17 protein-coding genes are annotated in these 15,276 nt (G+C 44.4%); 7 read left to right on the top strand and 10 right to left on the bottom strand.

Annotated elements, in window-relative coordinates; genetic code table 11:
- The 4 genes from MHN09_RS17170 to xseB all read right to left on the bottom strand — a co-directional run.
- On the bottom strand, positions 1 to 294 hold a 294-nt coding region (locus MHN09_RS17170; RefSeq protein WP_239241574.1), incomplete at its 3' end, for a helix-turn-helix domain-containing protein.
- A 107-nt stretch (positions 295 to 401) separates the two neighbouring features.
- Entirely contained in the window at positions 402 to 2,282 is a 1,881-nt protein-coding gene (dxs, locus tag MHN09_RS17165) for a 1-deoxy-D-xylulose-5-phosphate synthase (RefSeq protein WP_239241572.1), read from the bottom strand.
- A 32-nt stretch (positions 2,283 to 2,314) separates the two neighbouring features.
- The gene (locus MHN09_RS17160) at positions 2,315 to 3,205 is read right to left on the bottom strand and encodes a farnesyl diphosphate synthase (RefSeq protein WP_014950084.1); all 891 of its coding nucleotides are present in this window, start codon (positions 3,203 to 3,205) and stop codon (positions 2,315 to 2,317) included.
- Positions 3,206 to 3,234: 29 nt separating this feature from the next.
- The gene (gene xseB, locus MHN09_RS17155; RefSeq protein ID WP_014976981.1) at positions 3,235 to 3,477 is read right to left on the bottom strand and encodes an exodeoxyribonuclease VII small subunit; all 243 of its coding nucleotides are present in this window, start codon (positions 3,475 to 3,477) and stop codon (positions 3,235 to 3,237) included.
- 412 nt (positions 3,478 to 3,889) lie between these two features.
- On the opposite strand from xseB, the gene pomA reads away from it, so the two are divergent.
- Positions 3,890 to 4,651: a flagellar motor protein PomA gene (gene pomA / locus MHN09_RS17150; protein WP_014950082.1), complete on the top strand. Its 762-nt coding sequence runs from the start codon at positions 3,890 to 3,892 to the stop codon at positions 4,649 to 4,651.
- A complete protein-coding gene (locus MHN09_RS17145; protein ID WP_014976980.1) occupies positions 4,651 to 5,580 on the top strand; it encodes a flagellar motor protein MotB in 930 nt (309 codons plus the stop codon). The genes pomA and MHN09_RS17145 overlap by 1 nt, the downstream gene beginning before the upstream one ends.
- An 87-nt stretch (positions 5,581 to 5,667) precedes the next feature.
- Here the strand turns inward: MHN09_RS17145 and MHN09_RS17140 are convergent, their stop codons facing one another.
- The 5 genes from MHN09_RS17140 to MHN09_RS17120 are packed head-to-tail and all read right to left on the bottom strand — an operon-like array spanning position 5,668 to position 10,114.
- Positions 5,668 to 6,924 carry a cyclopropane-fatty-acyl-phospholipid synthase family protein gene (locus MHN09_RS17140; RefSeq protein WP_014950080.1) on the bottom strand — a complete coding sequence of 419 codons (1,257 nt, stop codon included), beginning with the start codon at positions 6,922 to 6,924 and terminating at the stop codon, positions 5,668 to 5,670.
- Positions 6,925 to 6,926: 2 nt separating this feature from the next.
- Positions 6,927 to 7,670, bottom strand: coding sequence for a DUF1365 domain-containing protein (locus MHN09_RS17135; protein WP_080986395.1), 744 nt, complete (start codon positions 7,668 to 7,670; stop codon positions 6,927 to 6,929).
- On the bottom strand, positions 7,667 to 8,932 hold the full coding sequence (locus MHN09_RS17130; RefSeq protein WP_049586608.1) for an FAD-dependent oxidoreductase: 1,266 nt from the start codon (positions 8,930 to 8,932) through the stop codon (positions 7,667 to 7,669). Before MHN09_RS17130 ends, MHN09_RS17135 begins: the two co-directional genes overlap by 4 nt.
- Before the next feature lie 10 nt (positions 8,933 to 8,942).
- Complete coding sequence (locus tag MHN09_RS17125) at positions 8,943 to 9,662, bottom strand: SDR family NAD(P)-dependent oxidoreductase (protein WP_049586609.1); 720 nt, start codon at positions 9,660 to 9,662, stop codon at positions 8,943 to 8,945.
- Positions 9,659 to 10,114, bottom strand: coding sequence for a nuclear transport factor 2 family protein (locus MHN09_RS17120; RefSeq protein WP_049586611.1), 456 nt, complete (start codon positions 10,112 to 10,114; stop codon positions 9,659 to 9,661). Before MHN09_RS17120 ends, MHN09_RS17125 begins: the two co-directional genes overlap by 4 nt.
- A gap of 256 nt (positions 10,115 to 10,370) precedes the next feature.
- Between MHN09_RS17120 and MHN09_RS17115 the strand changes: the two genes are divergently transcribed.
- The 3 genes from MHN09_RS17115 to MHN09_RS17105 all read left to right on the top strand — a co-directional run bounded on the left by MHN09_RS17115 (position 10,371) and on the right by MHN09_RS17105 (position 12,412).
- Positions 10,371 to 10,946: an LON peptidase substrate-binding domain-containing protein gene (locus tag MHN09_RS17115; protein ID WP_014950075.1), complete on the top strand. Its 576-nt coding sequence runs from the start codon at positions 10,371 to 10,373 to the stop codon at positions 10,944 to 10,946.
- Positions 10,947 to 11,064: 118 nt separating this feature from the next.
- A complete protein-coding gene (locus MHN09_RS17110; RefSeq protein WP_049586614.1) occupies positions 11,065 to 11,676 on the top strand; it encodes a sigma-70 family RNA polymerase sigma factor in 612 nt (203 codons plus the stop codon).
- The gene (locus MHN09_RS17105; protein WP_239241570.1) at positions 11,669 to 12,412 is read left to right on the top strand and encodes a ChrR family anti-sigma-E factor; all 744 of its coding nucleotides are present in this window, start codon (positions 11,669 to 11,671) and stop codon (positions 12,410 to 12,412) included. Before MHN09_RS17110 ends, MHN09_RS17105 begins: the two co-directional genes overlap by 8 nt.
- Positions 12,413 to 12,523: 111 nt before the next feature.
- Here the strand turns inward: MHN09_RS17105 and MHN09_RS17100 are convergent, their stop codons facing one another.
- On the bottom strand, positions 12,524 to 13,288 hold the full coding sequence (locus MHN09_RS17100; RefSeq protein WP_014950072.1) for an outer membrane protein assembly factor BamD: 765 nt from the start codon (positions 13,286 to 13,288) through the stop codon (positions 12,524 to 12,526).
- Positions 13,289 to 13,474: 186 nt separating this feature from the next.
- Here MHN09_RS17100 and rluD point away from each other — a divergent pair, with 186 nt between their 5' ends.
- Complete coding sequence (gene rluD / locus MHN09_RS17095; protein WP_014950071.1) at positions 13,475 to 14,458, top strand: 23S rRNA pseudouridine(1911/1915/1917) synthase RluD; 984 nt, start codon at positions 13,475 to 13,477, stop codon at positions 14,456 to 14,458.
- A gap of 16 nt (positions 14,459 to 14,474) precedes the next feature.
- Positions 14,475 to 15,230 (top strand): peptidoglycan editing factor PgeF, encoded by a 756-nt coding sequence (gene pgeF, locus MHN09_RS17090; protein WP_069944608.1) that lies wholly within the window; start codon positions 14,475 to 14,477, stop codon positions 15,228 to 15,230.
- The last annotated feature ends 46 nt before the right edge of the window (positions 15,231 to 15,276 follow it).

The raw sequence follows: 15,276 nt of genomic DNA, 5'->3' as shown, positions 1-15,276 counted from the left end.
GATTTTATTACGGAGCTTTTCGTCAGCTAATTCTCTCTCGAGGCGTTTTATTTTTTCGGCTGGTGTTTCTTTTGAACTTGGCATAAGTGGATGCTGAAATGGTTTCGACCAGTCGAGTCTACCATGCTTTCTGAGCCAAACTAATACCGTCGACCTTCCTTGTATTCCGAAGTGAGCTTGTGCCTGTTTATAAGTGAATTCGCCTTTTTCTACACGCTCAACTACACCCAATTTAAAAGCTAATGTGTAATCACGCTGTGTGCGCTTAGGTCTTTGATTACTTGAAGTTGTCATAAAGAAGTCCTCTTTATGTCAACGTATTTTAGGACGGGACACTATTTACGAAAAAGCCCGCAAAATAGCGGGCTTTTTAATGTCTTAGTGGTGATTTTAAAGCTCAATTAGTTAGCGCTTAAACTGCTAGCCGCTGCAATAATACCTTCAGCGTCAAGGCCGTGCTCTTTGTACATTTCCTGCTGAGTGCCTTGCAATACAAAGCTATCAGGCAGCCCTAACATCTTCACCGCTTTTAATACGCCATTTTGCTGCAAGTGTTCAAGCACCGCACTACCAGCTCCACCCATAATACAGCCGTCTTCCAACGTAATAAGTGCACTGTGCTCACTGGCAGCTTTTAATACTGCGTCGCCGTCTAACGGCTTAATGAAACGCATGTCGATAACGGTAGCGTCAATCGCCTCTGCAGCTTCAAGCGCGTAGGGCAGTAGGCAGCCAAAGTTTAAAATGGCGATACTTTCAGACTTGCCTTTTGATGATTCTCGACACGTACGAGATTTACCAATCTCAAGCTCTGTCATAGCTTCGTCAGGCGTGACACCCATGCCAGCACCGCGAGGGTAACGAACAGCAGCTGGTTTTTGTAGCTTGTGACCCGTGTAGAGCATTTGACGACATTCATTTTCATCTGAAGGAGCCATAACCACCATATTCGGAATACAGCGCAGGAAAGCGATATCAAACGCCCCCTGGTGAGTAGGGCCATCTGCGCCAACAATACCGGCTCTATCAATGGCAAACAATACGGGTAAGTCTTGAATCGCCACATCGTGAATGAGCTGGTCGTAGGCGCGCTGCAGGAACGACGAATAAATAGCAACAACCGCATTCATACCGTCTTTGGCAAGGCCTGCGCCAAAGGTCACCGCGTGCTGTTCAGCAATCGCAACATCGAAATACTGCTCTGGAAAACGCTGAGAAAACTCAACCATGCCTGAACCTTCGCGCATGGCTGGCGTTACCGCCATTAGCATAGGGTCTTGTGCCGCCATATCACACAGCCATTTCCCAAAGATTGCAGAGTAGGTAGGGGCTGAAGGCTTAGATTTTGGCAAAGCATTGTCAGCCGGATTGAATTTTGGTACCGCGTGGAACTTGATAGGGTCTTGTTCAGCAACCGCGTAACCTTTACCTTTCTTGGTGACTACGTGAAGTAGCTGCGGGCCGTCAAACTTGCGCATATTGCGTAGCGTATCGACAACACCATTTACGTCGTGGCCATCGATAGGGCCAATGTAGTTAAAGCCAAGCTCTTCAAATATCGTGCCCGGGACAACCATGCCTTTAATGTGTTCTTCTGCACGGCTGGCAAACTCCTTAATAGGAGGTACATTGCTTAGCAGCTTTTTGCCGCCATCGCGTATAGAGTTGAAAAAGTTGCCTGTAAGCAAGCGAGCTAAGTGACTGTTCAACGCACCTACGTTTTCAGAAATAGACATTTCGTTGTCGTTAAGTACAACTACCATGTCTTTCTTGATATCACCAGCGTGATTAAGGGCTTCAAACGCCATACCAGCGGTCATAGCACCGTCGCCAATTACCGCTACAACCTTTCTGTTTTTGCCTTCTTTTTCGGCAGCCACAGCCATGCCCAGCCCTGCACTAATCGATGTAGACGAATGACCAACTGCAAAGGTGTCGTAGTCGCTCTCAGGCGGCCATGGGAAAGGGTGCAGACCATTCTTTTGGCGAATGGTGCTCATGCGCTCTGCACGACCTGTAAGGATTTTGTGCGGATAAGCTTGGTGACCTACATCCCACAGCAGTCGATCGAAGGGGGTGTCGTACACATAGTGCAAAGCGACGGTCAGTTCCACTGTGCCTAAACCAGATGCAAAGTGCCCACTGGTTTGGCTTACGCTGTTAAGTAAGTACTCACGCAACTCATCGGCGAGCTCGCGTAATTTGTCTTGGGGCAACTGCCTCAATTTATCGGGTGTTTGCGCAAGCGCAAGCGTTGGGTAATGTTGGAGATCTAAACTCATGTACTTATTATCTTTTTCAACATGGCGCGTGGCTAATGGTCGCGTTTTACCAAAAGCTCGCTAAACGCAATTAAACTGTCAGTATTGTAGGGTAAACGCGCCAATGCTTGAAGTGCATTATCGTGAAGCATTTCTAATTCTTGTTTAGCGCCTGTAATACCAAGTTTGGCTGGAAAGGTATTTTTCCCTAACGCTTCGTCTGACCCCGCGGGCTTACCTAATTTTTCGCTACTGCCTTCCACATCTAAAATATCGTCTTGAACTTGGAAAGCTAGCCCAATATCCGCGGCATAAGCCATTAAGTCAATTTTAGTTTGAGGCAGTAAGCCTTCACTAACAATGGCGACCATTTCTACGCAGGCTTTTAACAATGCACCGGTTTTCAATCTATGCAGCTGTTTTAGTTCTTCTAGCGAGATGGTTTTGCCGGTGCTGGCTAAATCGATAGCTTGCCCACCGCACATACCTATGTAACCCGCACTTTTCGCAAGTACAGACAGTAACTGGCTACGCTTTGTTTCAGCATACGTGCTTAATGGCGCATCAGCTAACACTGTAAATGCAAGTGCCTGCAGCGCATCGCCAGCTAAAATAGCGGTAGCCTCATCAAAGGCGATATGGCAGGTTGGCATACCGCGGCGCAAGTCGTCGTCGTCCATGGCTGGTAAATCGTCGTGGACTAACGAGTAGGCATGCACACATTCAATGGCCATACTAATAGCCATTTGGTCTTTTTTGGGCACGTCTAGGGTGTTACCTACTACTTGAACAAGTAGTGGCCGCATCCGTTTACCGCCAGCAAGTAAGGCGTGACGCATTGCGTCTTTCAAGCGCGGCGCGTAATCGGGTAATTCGTCAATTAATGTAAGAAGAGATGCATCAGTTTGTTGTTTAACTTGCTGATGCAAAGCAGAAAAATTCATAGATTGCCTGTTAGTTAAAAATGAACGATTTATGGCTGTTCACTTTCAGGAAGAGGGTGGAGCGTTTCTTCGCCTTGTTCACTGAGCAGTATCTTTACTTTTTGCTCGGCGTTTTCAAGAGATTGTTGGCCTTGGCGGGAAAGTGCTATGCCGCGTTCAAATTTTTCTAGTGCTTTATTAAGAGGCAGATCACCGCTTTCCATTTCGTTAACGATAGCTTCTAGTTCTGATAAAGTTTCTTCAAAAGACGCTGATGCTTTTTCTGTCGTCATAAAAACACTCAATATAGTGGCCAAAATACGTATACCGCGCACATTAACCGAGGGTTGCACAAGGGTCAAATGGTTTGTCCGTATATCGCCTATATCACAGTAACATAGCTTTTTTTTCATCCAGTTCAAAAGGCAACATACAAGCAAATTGTGCTATATTCGATGCAAGGCTCAGTAACCTTTCAGAAGTAACCGTGTTATTTACTGTGAAGGAAAACGTAAGGCGCTGAAAAAGCGCTAGATGTTTTTAGTTTATAAAAACAGACAAAGCAGCGCTTTTACATAGAACCTACTTCATAATAAACAAATAAATGCGATATTTTTCAATAATGTCGTTTTAGTATTTCTATCTTTTGCCGATAGGATATTTGTACACTAACAGCACTGACTGCGCATAAATGGGGAAGAGTGAGTGGATTTAGCAACCGTCATAGGTATGTTGGGCGCCATTGGTTTCATAGTTATGGCTATGATTCTGGGCGGCAGCTTGGGCATGTTCATCGACGTGCAATCAATACTTATTGTATTCGGGGGAACACTATTTGTTGTCCTATCTCAGTTTACGTTGGGCCAATTCTTCAGTGCGGGTAAAGTTGCTGGCAAAGCATTCATGTTCAAAATTGAAACGCCTGAAGAGCTTATCGAGAAGATTGTTGAAATGGCAGACGCTGCGCGAAAAGGCGGGTTTCTGGCACTAGAAGAAGCGGAAATTTCAAATGAGTTCATGCAAAAAGGTGTGGACATGCTGGTTGACGGCCACGACATTGAAGTGGTGAGAGAAACGTTAGCTAAAGATATTTCTATGACAACGGAAAGGCATGAGTTCGGCGCTTCTATATTTAAAGGAATGGGTGACGTAGCACCAGCGATGGGTATGATTGGTACTTTGATCGGTCTGGTTGCCATGCTTTCAAACATGGATGACCCTAAAGCCATCGGCCCTGCCATGGCGGTAGCGCTATTAACCACGCTTTATGGTGCCTTTTTTGCCAACGTCGTGTGTTTGCCAATTGCCTTTAAACTGGCGGTAAGAGCTGGAGAAGAGAAGTTAAACCAGAGTCTTGTTCTTGACGGTATTGTGGGTATAGCCGACGGCCAGAACCCACGTGTTATCGAAGGAGTATTAAAGAACTACCTTGCGGCGAGTAAACGCGGAAGCGCAGAGGAAGAGTAATGGCCGAAGAAGAATGCCCAAAATGTCCCCCCGAGGGGCTTCCAGCCTGGATGGGAACCTTCGCAGACCTGATGTCGTTGCTTATGTGCTTCTTTGTACTGCTACTTTCGTTTTCGGAAATGGACGTACTGAAGTTTAAACAAATTGCAGGCTCTATGAAGTTTGCTTTTGGTGTGCAAAATAAAATTGAAGTAAAAGATATTCCAAAGGGCACCAGTGTTATTGCTATGGAATTTCGTCCGGGTAAACCTGACCCTACGCCCATTGAATCCATTCAGCAGCAAACTAACGAAATGACCCAGCAAATGCTGGAATTTCAGGCTGGTAACGAAGACTCTGCCGGCGGAAGGCAGAAGCAGCGCGGCGAGCAGCGTGGCGGACAATCTCAACAAACGGCTACTGAGTCGTCTTCATCGGCTGAGCAAAGCACCGATCAGTCGCAAATGGCTGAACTGATGAAAAAAGTAGCGCAGCAATTAGAAAAACAAATTCTAGATGGTTCGGTGGAAATGGAATCGTTGGGTCAGCAGTTAACCATTCGAATCCGTGAAAACGGTTCCTTCTCGGCGGGCTCGGCCTTTTTGCAGCCCCAATTCCAACCGGTGTTGAGAAAAATCGGTACGCTGTTGGCGGATGTGCCTGGAGAAATCGAAATTTCAGGGCACAGTGACGGTCAGCATATTGCTAATGAACTCTATCGTTCTAATTGGGACTTGTCAGCGCAGCGCGCTGTAGCGGTCGCTGAAGCCATGCGGACCGCGCCAGGGTTTGACGAAAGTCGTATGTCGGTAGTGGGTAAGGCAGATACCGATCCAATTGTAGAAAATGCCACTACACCTTCAGACCGAGCGCAAAATCGTCGCGTTGAAATTAATATTAATCAGGGTAAGCCAATGCTGTCGAAGCCTATATCAGTTGTAGATGAGTAGTGCTTTGACCTAGTGTCAGCTTCAAACAAGAAAGCGGCGCCAAAAGGGCGCCGCTTTTTTTGTCACTACTATCGATAATTAGCGTTGTTAAACACGAGCCAAATCAAGTCTGTAATGAGGCTTTGAAATCACAAGCTGAACGGTACTGATTGTCCTTTCTAAAAAACCACCTTCACAATATTTCAGGTAGTAGGTCCACATCCGCATAAAACGCTCGTCATAACCGTCGTTTAAAAGCTCATCTTTTGCAGAGATAAATGCTTCATACCAATGGTTCAGTGTTTTCGCATAGTCAATCCCGATGTCGTGTAAGTCACGAATCATCATATTAGTGTACTTTTTCAGGTGAGCGTTAAGCTGGTGCTGAGAAGGTAAAAATCCACCCGGAAAGATATATTTCTGAATAAAGTCGACACTATTTGAATAGCTGTCGTAACGTCTGTCATCAATGGTTATTGACTGAAGCAGCATTAGGCCATCGTCTTTTAAAAGTGACGAGCATTTCTCAAAGAAATTTCCTAAAAATTGTTTGCCTACAGCTTCAATCATCTCGATAGACACGAGCTTATCGTACTTGCCTTCAAGTAGGCGATAATCCTTTTTCAGCAAAGTGATTTTGCTTTCAAGTTCTTCTCGGGCAATCCATTCTTTTGCCCATGCATGCTGCTCTTCTGAAATGGTAGTGGTCGTTACGCGGCAACCATAATGCTTAGCAGCATAGACGGCTAGCCCGCCCCAGCCCGTGCCAATCTCTAGAAGATGATCGGTTTCGCTAAGCTGTAACTTGTCGCAAATGGCTTTGAGCTTGTAATTTTGTGCATCATTGAGAGTTGCATTCGGATCTGGGTATATGGCTGACGAATACATCATTGTTGGGTCAAGGAAGCGGGTATAAAGCTTATTACCCAGATCGTAATGCGCCTCGATATTTTTCTTGGCTTGGTCCTTTGTATTTCGACGTGCAAAGTGTTGAATCTTGTTGATGGGCATAGTCACCCATTTAAATTTATTCTCCCATTCGTCAAGGGTAGATAAATTCCTAGCAAACACTCTTACCACGGCTGTTACGTCGTCACTGTCCCATAACCCATCCATGAATGCTTCTCCGGCGCCCACACTTCCGCCAAGCAATAAGCGTCGATAGGCTTGTACATCCTTGATATTTACCGTTGCACGCAAATCGCTTTCGTCTGTGCCGAAACGCGCAACGACATCGCCGTTTTCTTGAATGGTTAAACTGCCAAAAGGCAGTTGTTTTAAGCATTGTAGGAATAGAGTTCTACACGCTTTATCTACAAAGGAGACCTCTGAGGTGGTCAGTAGTACAGATTCACCAAAAGACATTGTTATTGTTCCTGACTTTTTTCTGGGTGTGTATACAGTGGCGTTCGTTTAAGCAGTAGTTTAAGCGCGTGCCAATAAATTCCAGCCACAGTTTTTATTGTCATACTGGGTATACGTTTAAGTGCCGCAGATAGATTCGCATTATCTAAAGTAAATTTAGTCAAATTAATCCCTGCACTGAACTCTTTGTCGTCTCTTACACAATCCATCGCAAGTGACAGTCTAGCCGACGGCTGCGATATCGACCATTTGTAGGTCATATCCATTGGATTAAACGGGGAAACATGAAAAGCTTTTGGCGTATCGTCTTGAGTATCTAGATTTACAAGGTAGTGATGACGCTCATTCCACGGCGTGTTACTTACTTCGGCAAGCATATGTGTATACTTACCTTCGGCATTGCGTAGGTAATAGAAATTCACCGGGCTGAAATAAAGCCCCCACATACGCAGTTGTCCCAGCATAAAGACATCGCCTTGAAGCGTCTTCCCTCCGTTTAACTCTGTCATTCTGTCTATTACTGCCTGACCTAGAGGAAAAGAGGGATCACCTAAGTAGTCTTCACGCTTGAAACGCACTCTAGCCTTGTCGTATGCAGAGAAGCGTTTTAACGAACTGGACAAGATTTCGAGTTCGTTGCTCTCAAGCTTTAGCCAAAATAAATAAATGTCATAGTCAAATTTATGCTGGGTAGGCTTAAACCGTTGGTGATAAACCTTACCCTTGTAGATGGCACTTTCTATCACAGGGCTTCACCAAAGCGAGAACAAACATCAAGTGCGCTAGTTACGCCGTCTTCATGAAAACCGTTATACCAGTAGGCTCCACAAAAATGTAAGTTGTCTACGCCACAAATTTCATTTCTTCTTGCTTGGGCGTTGACCATGCTGGCACTGTATTGCGGATGTGCGTACTGATAGCTTCGAAGAATACTCTTTTGGTCTATTTCCGCCGTATTATTTAACGTTACACAGTAGGTGCTTTGTGCTTCAAGGCGTTGAAGAATATTCATGTTATAAGTGACAGAAGCGGGGCGGGCTTCCTCACTTGCGTCTTCTTTTAAGCTGTAATTCCAACTCGCCCAAGCTAATTTTCTTTTAGGCAGCTGTGAAATATCTTTGTGCATCACCACGTCGTTTTCTGCGTAAGGGATATTTCCAAGGATATCTCGATGCAGCGAAGTCGGTGAGTGAATCATTTTTAACGCTTGGCCACTGTGGCACGCAAATACCACATGATCATACATCGCAGCGTTGCCTGAAGAGTCGGTAACCTGCCACTTATCATCGCTTTTCGCTACCGACAGAACGGCCGTCGATAGTTTTATCTTAGACTCAAATGGTGCGATTAAAGGCGGAATGTATTGGCTTGACCCACCTTTAATTGTGTACCACTGAGGACGGTCGGTAATATTGAGCAAGCCATGGTTGTTGAAAAACTGCAAAAAGAACGTGAGTGGAAACTTTCTCGTTTGCTCTAAGCTGCTGGACCAAATTGCGGCGCACATAGGCAAGATATAATAACGTGCAAAGTCATCGCTGAGTTTTAATTCTCTAATGACGTCTTCTAACGTAAGTGAAGAAGTATCACGGTTTTCTGCGACCATCGCTTTACACGCTTTGTTAAACGTCAATATGTCTTTCACGATGCGCCAAAATTTAGGCCTCAGAATATTACGCCGCTGTGCAAATAAACTGTTTAAGTTATTGCCGTTGTATTCGAGGTTTGCCTTTTTACTCATTACAGAGAAGCTCATCTCTGTTGGTTGATACTCAACATTTAACTGATTAATGAGCTTTATAAAATTAGGGTAGGTCCAATCATTAAAAACGATAAAGCCTGTATCGATATGGTAAGTTTCCCCATTGTCGCTTATTTTCTTCGTTGCAGTATGACCACCTATATAGTCATTTGCTTCGTACACTGTGATGTCGTGCTGCCTATTTAGAAGGTGCGCGCAGGTCAAACCAGAAATACCTGTGCCAATGATGGCAATCTTATTGTTCATTCATCTTCTCTTATTGTTTTTCTCTCATTGCCAACGACAATCGCTTTTGCAGTGGGGTTGGCAGTATATGCATAAAGCGCAGAATAAAACCAAAGAACCGAGGGAAGAAAACTGTTTGTTTGTTGCCCTCTATTCCTTTAAGCATAGCGTCAGCGGCTTCTTCAGCGCTAATTTTCATTGGCATTTCAAAATCGTTTTTATCTGTGAGGGGCGTTTCTACAAATCCAGGAGACACCGCTTGCACTTTCACGCCTTTGTGGTGAAGGTCTACTTCTAATGATTTAGTAAAATAATGTAGGGCAGCTTTGCTCGCACCGTACGCTTGCGTTCGTGTGAAAGGGAGTAGGCGAGCCATGCTGTCAACAATCACAAGCTTGTCGCCTTGCTTAAGTCGTGGAAGAAGAGCGTCTACACAATGAACAACGCCAAAGAAATTAGGTTCGAATACGCGGCGAAACATGTCTGGCTCGAAGTCGTCGATATCTACATATTCGCAGGTACCAGCGTTGAGTACAGCAATGTCAAATTTAACCGTTGTTAGCGCCCGTCGAGTATCGTCAAGATCAGTGACATCGAACTGGCATGCGCTAATATTATTGTACTTACTTAGCTCGTTGAGTGTGTCTTCATTTCGACCACAGGCAATCACTTGATAACCGCTGTTTGCAGCAGTTATTGCTAATGCTTTACCAATACCCGATGTGGCGCCAGTAATTAGAATACTTTTCACTTTGCTAGCTTCCCTTTAATTTTTTTAACGACAAAACCTAGGATGGGTACGTGCTCATAGACCATTTCGCCCAAGTCGTAATAATCTTTGTGGTAAATAATGCTGTCATCGCTGACACCAAGTTGCGTGGTGCCATCTAGCGTAATTTGCTTATCACTATCTTTCAGCGTAAGGGTCATCGTCCAATTTGCGATATGGGTAACCTTTGAATGACTTGATGGATGCTCTTCTGTGCCATTGGGCGAGCAAGTAAAAATGTCCGCAATGTCGAACTTACAGCTTTCGGCTTGCGTCAATAAGTTGGAAAAATAGCGTTTTACTTCATCAATGCCATGGTGTGTAGTGATTGGGTCGATAAACAGTATGTCGTCGGCATAGATATGTTCTAGGTCGTCTGGAGAAATTTGACATATGTCTGTGTAAATTTTACAAAAGCGTCCAATGACGTCCATGGCCTTTCCTTAACTCATAATTCAAAATCAGATTTGCATATCGGTAATGTCGACGCTTAAAAAAATTCGCGGTTATTTTCACGTTCAAATTGCAAGTCTCTGATATGAAATCTGTTAATGTTTTATTTAAAAACTAAATTACATTAATCGTCGTGCTAAAGATCATGTTTTTCCATTTATATGTGAAAAATTTTCCCATTCGATCCTAATTGTTCTCACTTGCGTAATTATTTTCGTGTTTTCGGAAGTGCTGAGTATGAGTGTAGAACGTTTTCCTTTATTTCCTTTATCTGCGCACCTTCTGCCGGAAGGTAGAATGGCATTGCGTATTTTTGAGCCGCGATACGTGCGAATGGTCAAACAGGCATGTGCCGAAAATAAAGGCTTTGTGATGTGTATGCTTAATGCTAATGGTGACAAAAATTTGAATGAGCATATTCATAAAATAGGTACTTATGCGCAGGTTGTTGACTTCGACATGCTCGATGATGGGTTGCTTGGCATAAAGGTTGCTGGTTCTCATTTAGTTGAGGTGAGTAGCATAGAAGTTGAAAAAGATGGTCTTCGTACCGGTAGTTGCAAGGTGTTAGAACCTTGGCAGTGCGATTTGGCTCCTCAACAAATAGCGCCTATGGACGAGCGACTTAAAGAAATTTTTGGAAATTACGAAGAGTTGGCATCGCTTTATGAATCACCAAAGTTTGATTGCCCTAATTGGGTATTAAATCGGTGGTTAGAATTATTGCCAGTAGACGGCTCGCAAAAACAGCACTTTTTAGCGCAAAGAGAATGTACCAGTTTACTGAACTATCTCTCTGCATTAATTGCTTAGTCGTTGAGTCGGTTAAAGACATTACAAATTCGTAATCCAATATTAGCGATTTTCGCATACGTTTTAAGTCATAACGCCGTAGAATGATACAACCAAAACGGAAAAGCGGACGAATCTTATGTTAGTTGGAATTCCTTTGGAACAAAGCAACAGCACAATCAAGCCTAAAGAGTGTGCAACTGAAATGTCTGATTACCTTGTCGCGGTTGCAGACACCCGATGCAAGCGCTCATTTGCAAGAGTGTTCAACTATTTCGCGCCTCGGCTGCGCTCTTATGCACTCAAACAGATGGGTAATGAGGCACTGGCCATGGAACTGGTACAAGATACTATGTCAAATGTGTGGCAGAAAGCGCACCTGTTCAATGCAGAAAAAGGTTCTCCGTCAACGTGGATTTTCACAATTGCGCGTAACATCCGCTTTGATATGCTTCGAAAGCTGCGGAATAGGAAAGAGGATGTTTGTTCTGACGATTTATGGCCAGTTTTATGCGAGCAAACAGCCGATGCAAACGAGGCGCCACTCGACGAACAAGTTACTTTAGAGCAGATTGGCCATTTGTTCGAATCATTACCTGTAAAACAGAAAGCAGTGGTTGAAGCTATCTATATTGATGGCAAGTCACAACAAGAAGTCTCCGATGAGCTTTCAATTCCATTAGGTACAGTAAAGTCGCGGACACGTTTGGCACTTCAACGATTAAAGGTCATGTTAAACGATAATGATTAGCTTTCACCCAAGTGCCCAGCAACTTAAAGATTTTGTTGAGGGCACATTGTCACCTGCTATATCACTGATGGTCTCTGCACATTGTGACATGTGTGAAAAATGTCAGCGTTTTGTTGAAATTGAAACGGAAAGTCTTGCTGCTCAAATGGTTTCGAACGTCAATTCAACCGCAAGCGACAAAGCTGAAATGTCGCTTCAGTTTGGTGACATGCTATCCCAAATTACGCAGCTCCCATCATCGAAACAAAATAACACTTTGATGGAACAGCCCACAGCGTATCGTGAGCCCGTAAAGAAGCGGGCGGCCTTGCGGGCGCAGGCAAGTGTAAATACCATCGAGTTAGATGGAAGAGTATTCACTGTACCCAGAACGCTTTACCGCTACATTGATAAAACAGGTAACTGGTCAAGTTTGGTCGGGAAGCTGTGGCAGGCGCCAGTTGACCTTGGAAACCAAGGTGTAGCTAACTTTATCTTCATGGGAAGTGGCGGTAGTGTACCTGAGCATACGCACCGTGGTACGGAATATACATTAGTCATTGATGGTGAGTTCAGTGATGGGCTAAGTCGTTATGATACCGGCGACTTTATTTTCATGGATGGTGATAAAACGCACACGCCAAAATCCGAAGGTAAAGAAGGCTGCCTTGTATTTAGCATTGTCGATCAGCCATTGCACTTTACTTCGGGCCTTGCAAGATTGTTAAACCCTTTTAGTCACTTGTTTTTCCGCTAGTAATCTATCAAGCGAACGCAGTCAATATGTGACATCCAGATACAAAAAAACGCACAAATGTGCGTTTTTTTATTGGTTGCATAAAGCTCTAGCAAAACAGAATAGCCAAATCTAGCTAATAAATTCGCTGTCAGGGTAGTTAAGCTTTAGTGTCTTCATCGCATTGTTACGCAATTCATCTAGGCCAAGCTGCTCATAACTTGAAACCATGATTTCGAGTGCTTGTTGCACTTGAGTGGTATTCGGGAAGTGCTCTATAACATAGCGACCACGGTTTGCTGCAGCGACATAAGCCTGTCGTCTCATGTAGAAACGTGCAATAGCGATTTCATAGCGAGCCAAGCGGTCTTTAATATGAACCATGCGCTGCTTCGCATCTGCGGCATATTTGCTATCTGGATATTGTTGAATCAGTCTACGGAAATCTTCAAACGCAGCACGAGACTTCGACGGGTCTCTATCCGTGCGGTCAATATTCATTAACTCTTGGAAAAGGTTGCTATCTGATTCCATGTTAGTTAATCCACGCATGTAATACGCGTAATCAACATCTGAATGGTTTGGATTCAGACGAATAAATCTGTCGATAGTGGCAAGCGTTTCTTCGTTTTTACCTGACTTATAATAGCTATAAATAAGGTCTAGCTGTACCTGATGGGATAGGGGACCGAACGGGTAGCGCGAATCTAGCGCGCTTAACGTTTGTGCTGCAGCGCTGAAGTTACCTACTTCCATGCTCTGCTTTGCTCTGTCGTACAGTTGCTGCGCACCCATGTTAGCTAATACGGCTTTTTCTTCATTATCTGAAGAGCTACATCCTGCGACAGATACCATAGCACCCAATAAAACGGGGGCCAGTAGACGAAATGATTTCATAATAATTCTATTTTCCTGCTAAACAGTTTTAATACTTCGCTGTCTAAGCTCATGTGTTAAACAACAACACTTTAATTGCATTCTAACGTACTAACGATGAGAAAAACCATACAAAAACGTAAACAAGGCAGTGTACAGCGTGAATACTTGTTATAATACCCTTTTTTAAACGTAATCAATGGTGTTATGACACAGTCGCCGAACACAATACAATTAGAAGCTTCAACGGAAGCTGCGCATTTTGGTTTACGGTTAGATCAGGTTTTGGCTGATTTGTTCCCTGAATATTCTCGTTCTAAGCTAAAAACTTGGATCCAAGATGGGAATGTTGCTGTAAACGGTGAAGTAATCACCGTGCCTCGCCACAAAATGCAAATGGATGAACTTGTTACTGTACAGGCCGAAATGGATGTACAAGTAACGAGCGAAGCGCAAGACATCGCGTTAAACATTGTTTATGAAGATGAACACATCCTAGTCATAAACAAACCTGCTGATTTGGTTGTGCATCCAGGTGCAGGAAACCCAAGCGGTACCGTGCTAAATGCCTTGTTAAATCATTGTCCAGAGATAGACAAAGTTCCACGTGCGGGCATTGTCCATCGCCTTGACAAAGACACGACGGGGTTAATGGTCGTAGCAAAAACAATTCCTGCTCAAACGCATCTTGTTGACCAACTTCAACGTCGGGAAATGAGTCGTGAATACGAAGCCGTTGCCTTAGGTACGATGGTAGCTGGTGGTATTGTAGATGCGCCTATTGGTAGACACGCAACAAAACGTACGCATATGGCAGTACGTGAAATGGGCAAACCAGCGGTCACTCATTTTCGTGTTATCGAAAAATTTCGCGCATACACGCACCTGCGTTTGAAGCTTGAAACTGGCCGTACGCACCAAATCCGCGTACACATGGCCCACATTAAGCATCCTTTGCTTGGCGACCAAGTTTATGGCGGGCGTCCTCGTCTTCCTAAAGGGGCGTCAGAAGAATTTATCGCTGCGCTTCGCGGATTCCAACGTCAGGCGTTGCACGCCGCACAGCTCTCGCTGTTTCACCCTGAAACTGAAGAGTGGATGACGTGGAAAGCTCCCCTACCTCAAGATATGCAGGACTTGCTTAAAGCCGTGAAAAAAGACACCGCGGACAATCCACAAGATATGCTTTAATGAGTAAGGCGAACTTATGACATTGTCAGATGCAAATTCACCTATATCATCCACGCTGGATTTGATTACGCCAGCGTGGTCATGTCCCGCAAATGTTGTTGCATACACAACGACAAGAATGGGAGGTACAAGCATAGGGGATTTTGCAGGTTTAAACGTTGGCGCCCACGTGGGGGACGACCTCCTACTAGTGAAAGCCAATAGACGCCTGATTCCACATAGTGAAAAGATCACATGGTTGGAGCAAGTGCACAGCAACCGCGTGGTGTCATTGCCGAGCGCAGATACCACCGCTGATGCGTCGTATTCTTCTTCAACATCGCATTTTTGTGCGGTAATGACCGCAGACTGCGTGCCCATTTTATTGTGTGATGAAAGCGGTCAAGAAGTGGCGGCAGTACATGCTGGTTGGAAAGGTCTCGATACTAACATTATCGGAAGTGCTGTTTCACACTTTGGCAGCGATGCAAAAAAACTCATCGCTTGGGTTGGTCCTGCAATCAGCGGGCCCTGCTACGAAGTTGATGCACAGTTGGCGAGTAAGTTTCGCCATATAGACGGTGCCATTGCCAATAGCTCTAATAGAGGGAAGTACTTATTAGATCTACCTCTAGTGGCACAGGTGCAATTGCAGCAAGCTGGCGTTGAGAGTATTACACAAAGTAACTTGTGTACTTACACTGACGAACAGCGTTTTTACTCTCACCGAAGAGCTACACATCAAAATAAGCGCACGACTGGGCGTATAGTTAGCGTAATAGGCCTGCTTTAAACTATTTAAAAAAAGGCGGCAGTTTTAGTCTGATCAAACAGTTGCG

This window comes from Alteromonas sp. MmMcT2-5 (assembly GCF_022348315.1).
Classification (GTDB): domain Bacteria; phylum Pseudomonadota; class Gammaproteobacteria; order Enterobacterales; family Alteromonadaceae; genus Alteromonas; species Alteromonas macleodii.
The sequence above is the reverse complement of the archived record's forward strand: the minus strand, read 5'-3'. Positions and strand labels throughout refer to the sequence as shown.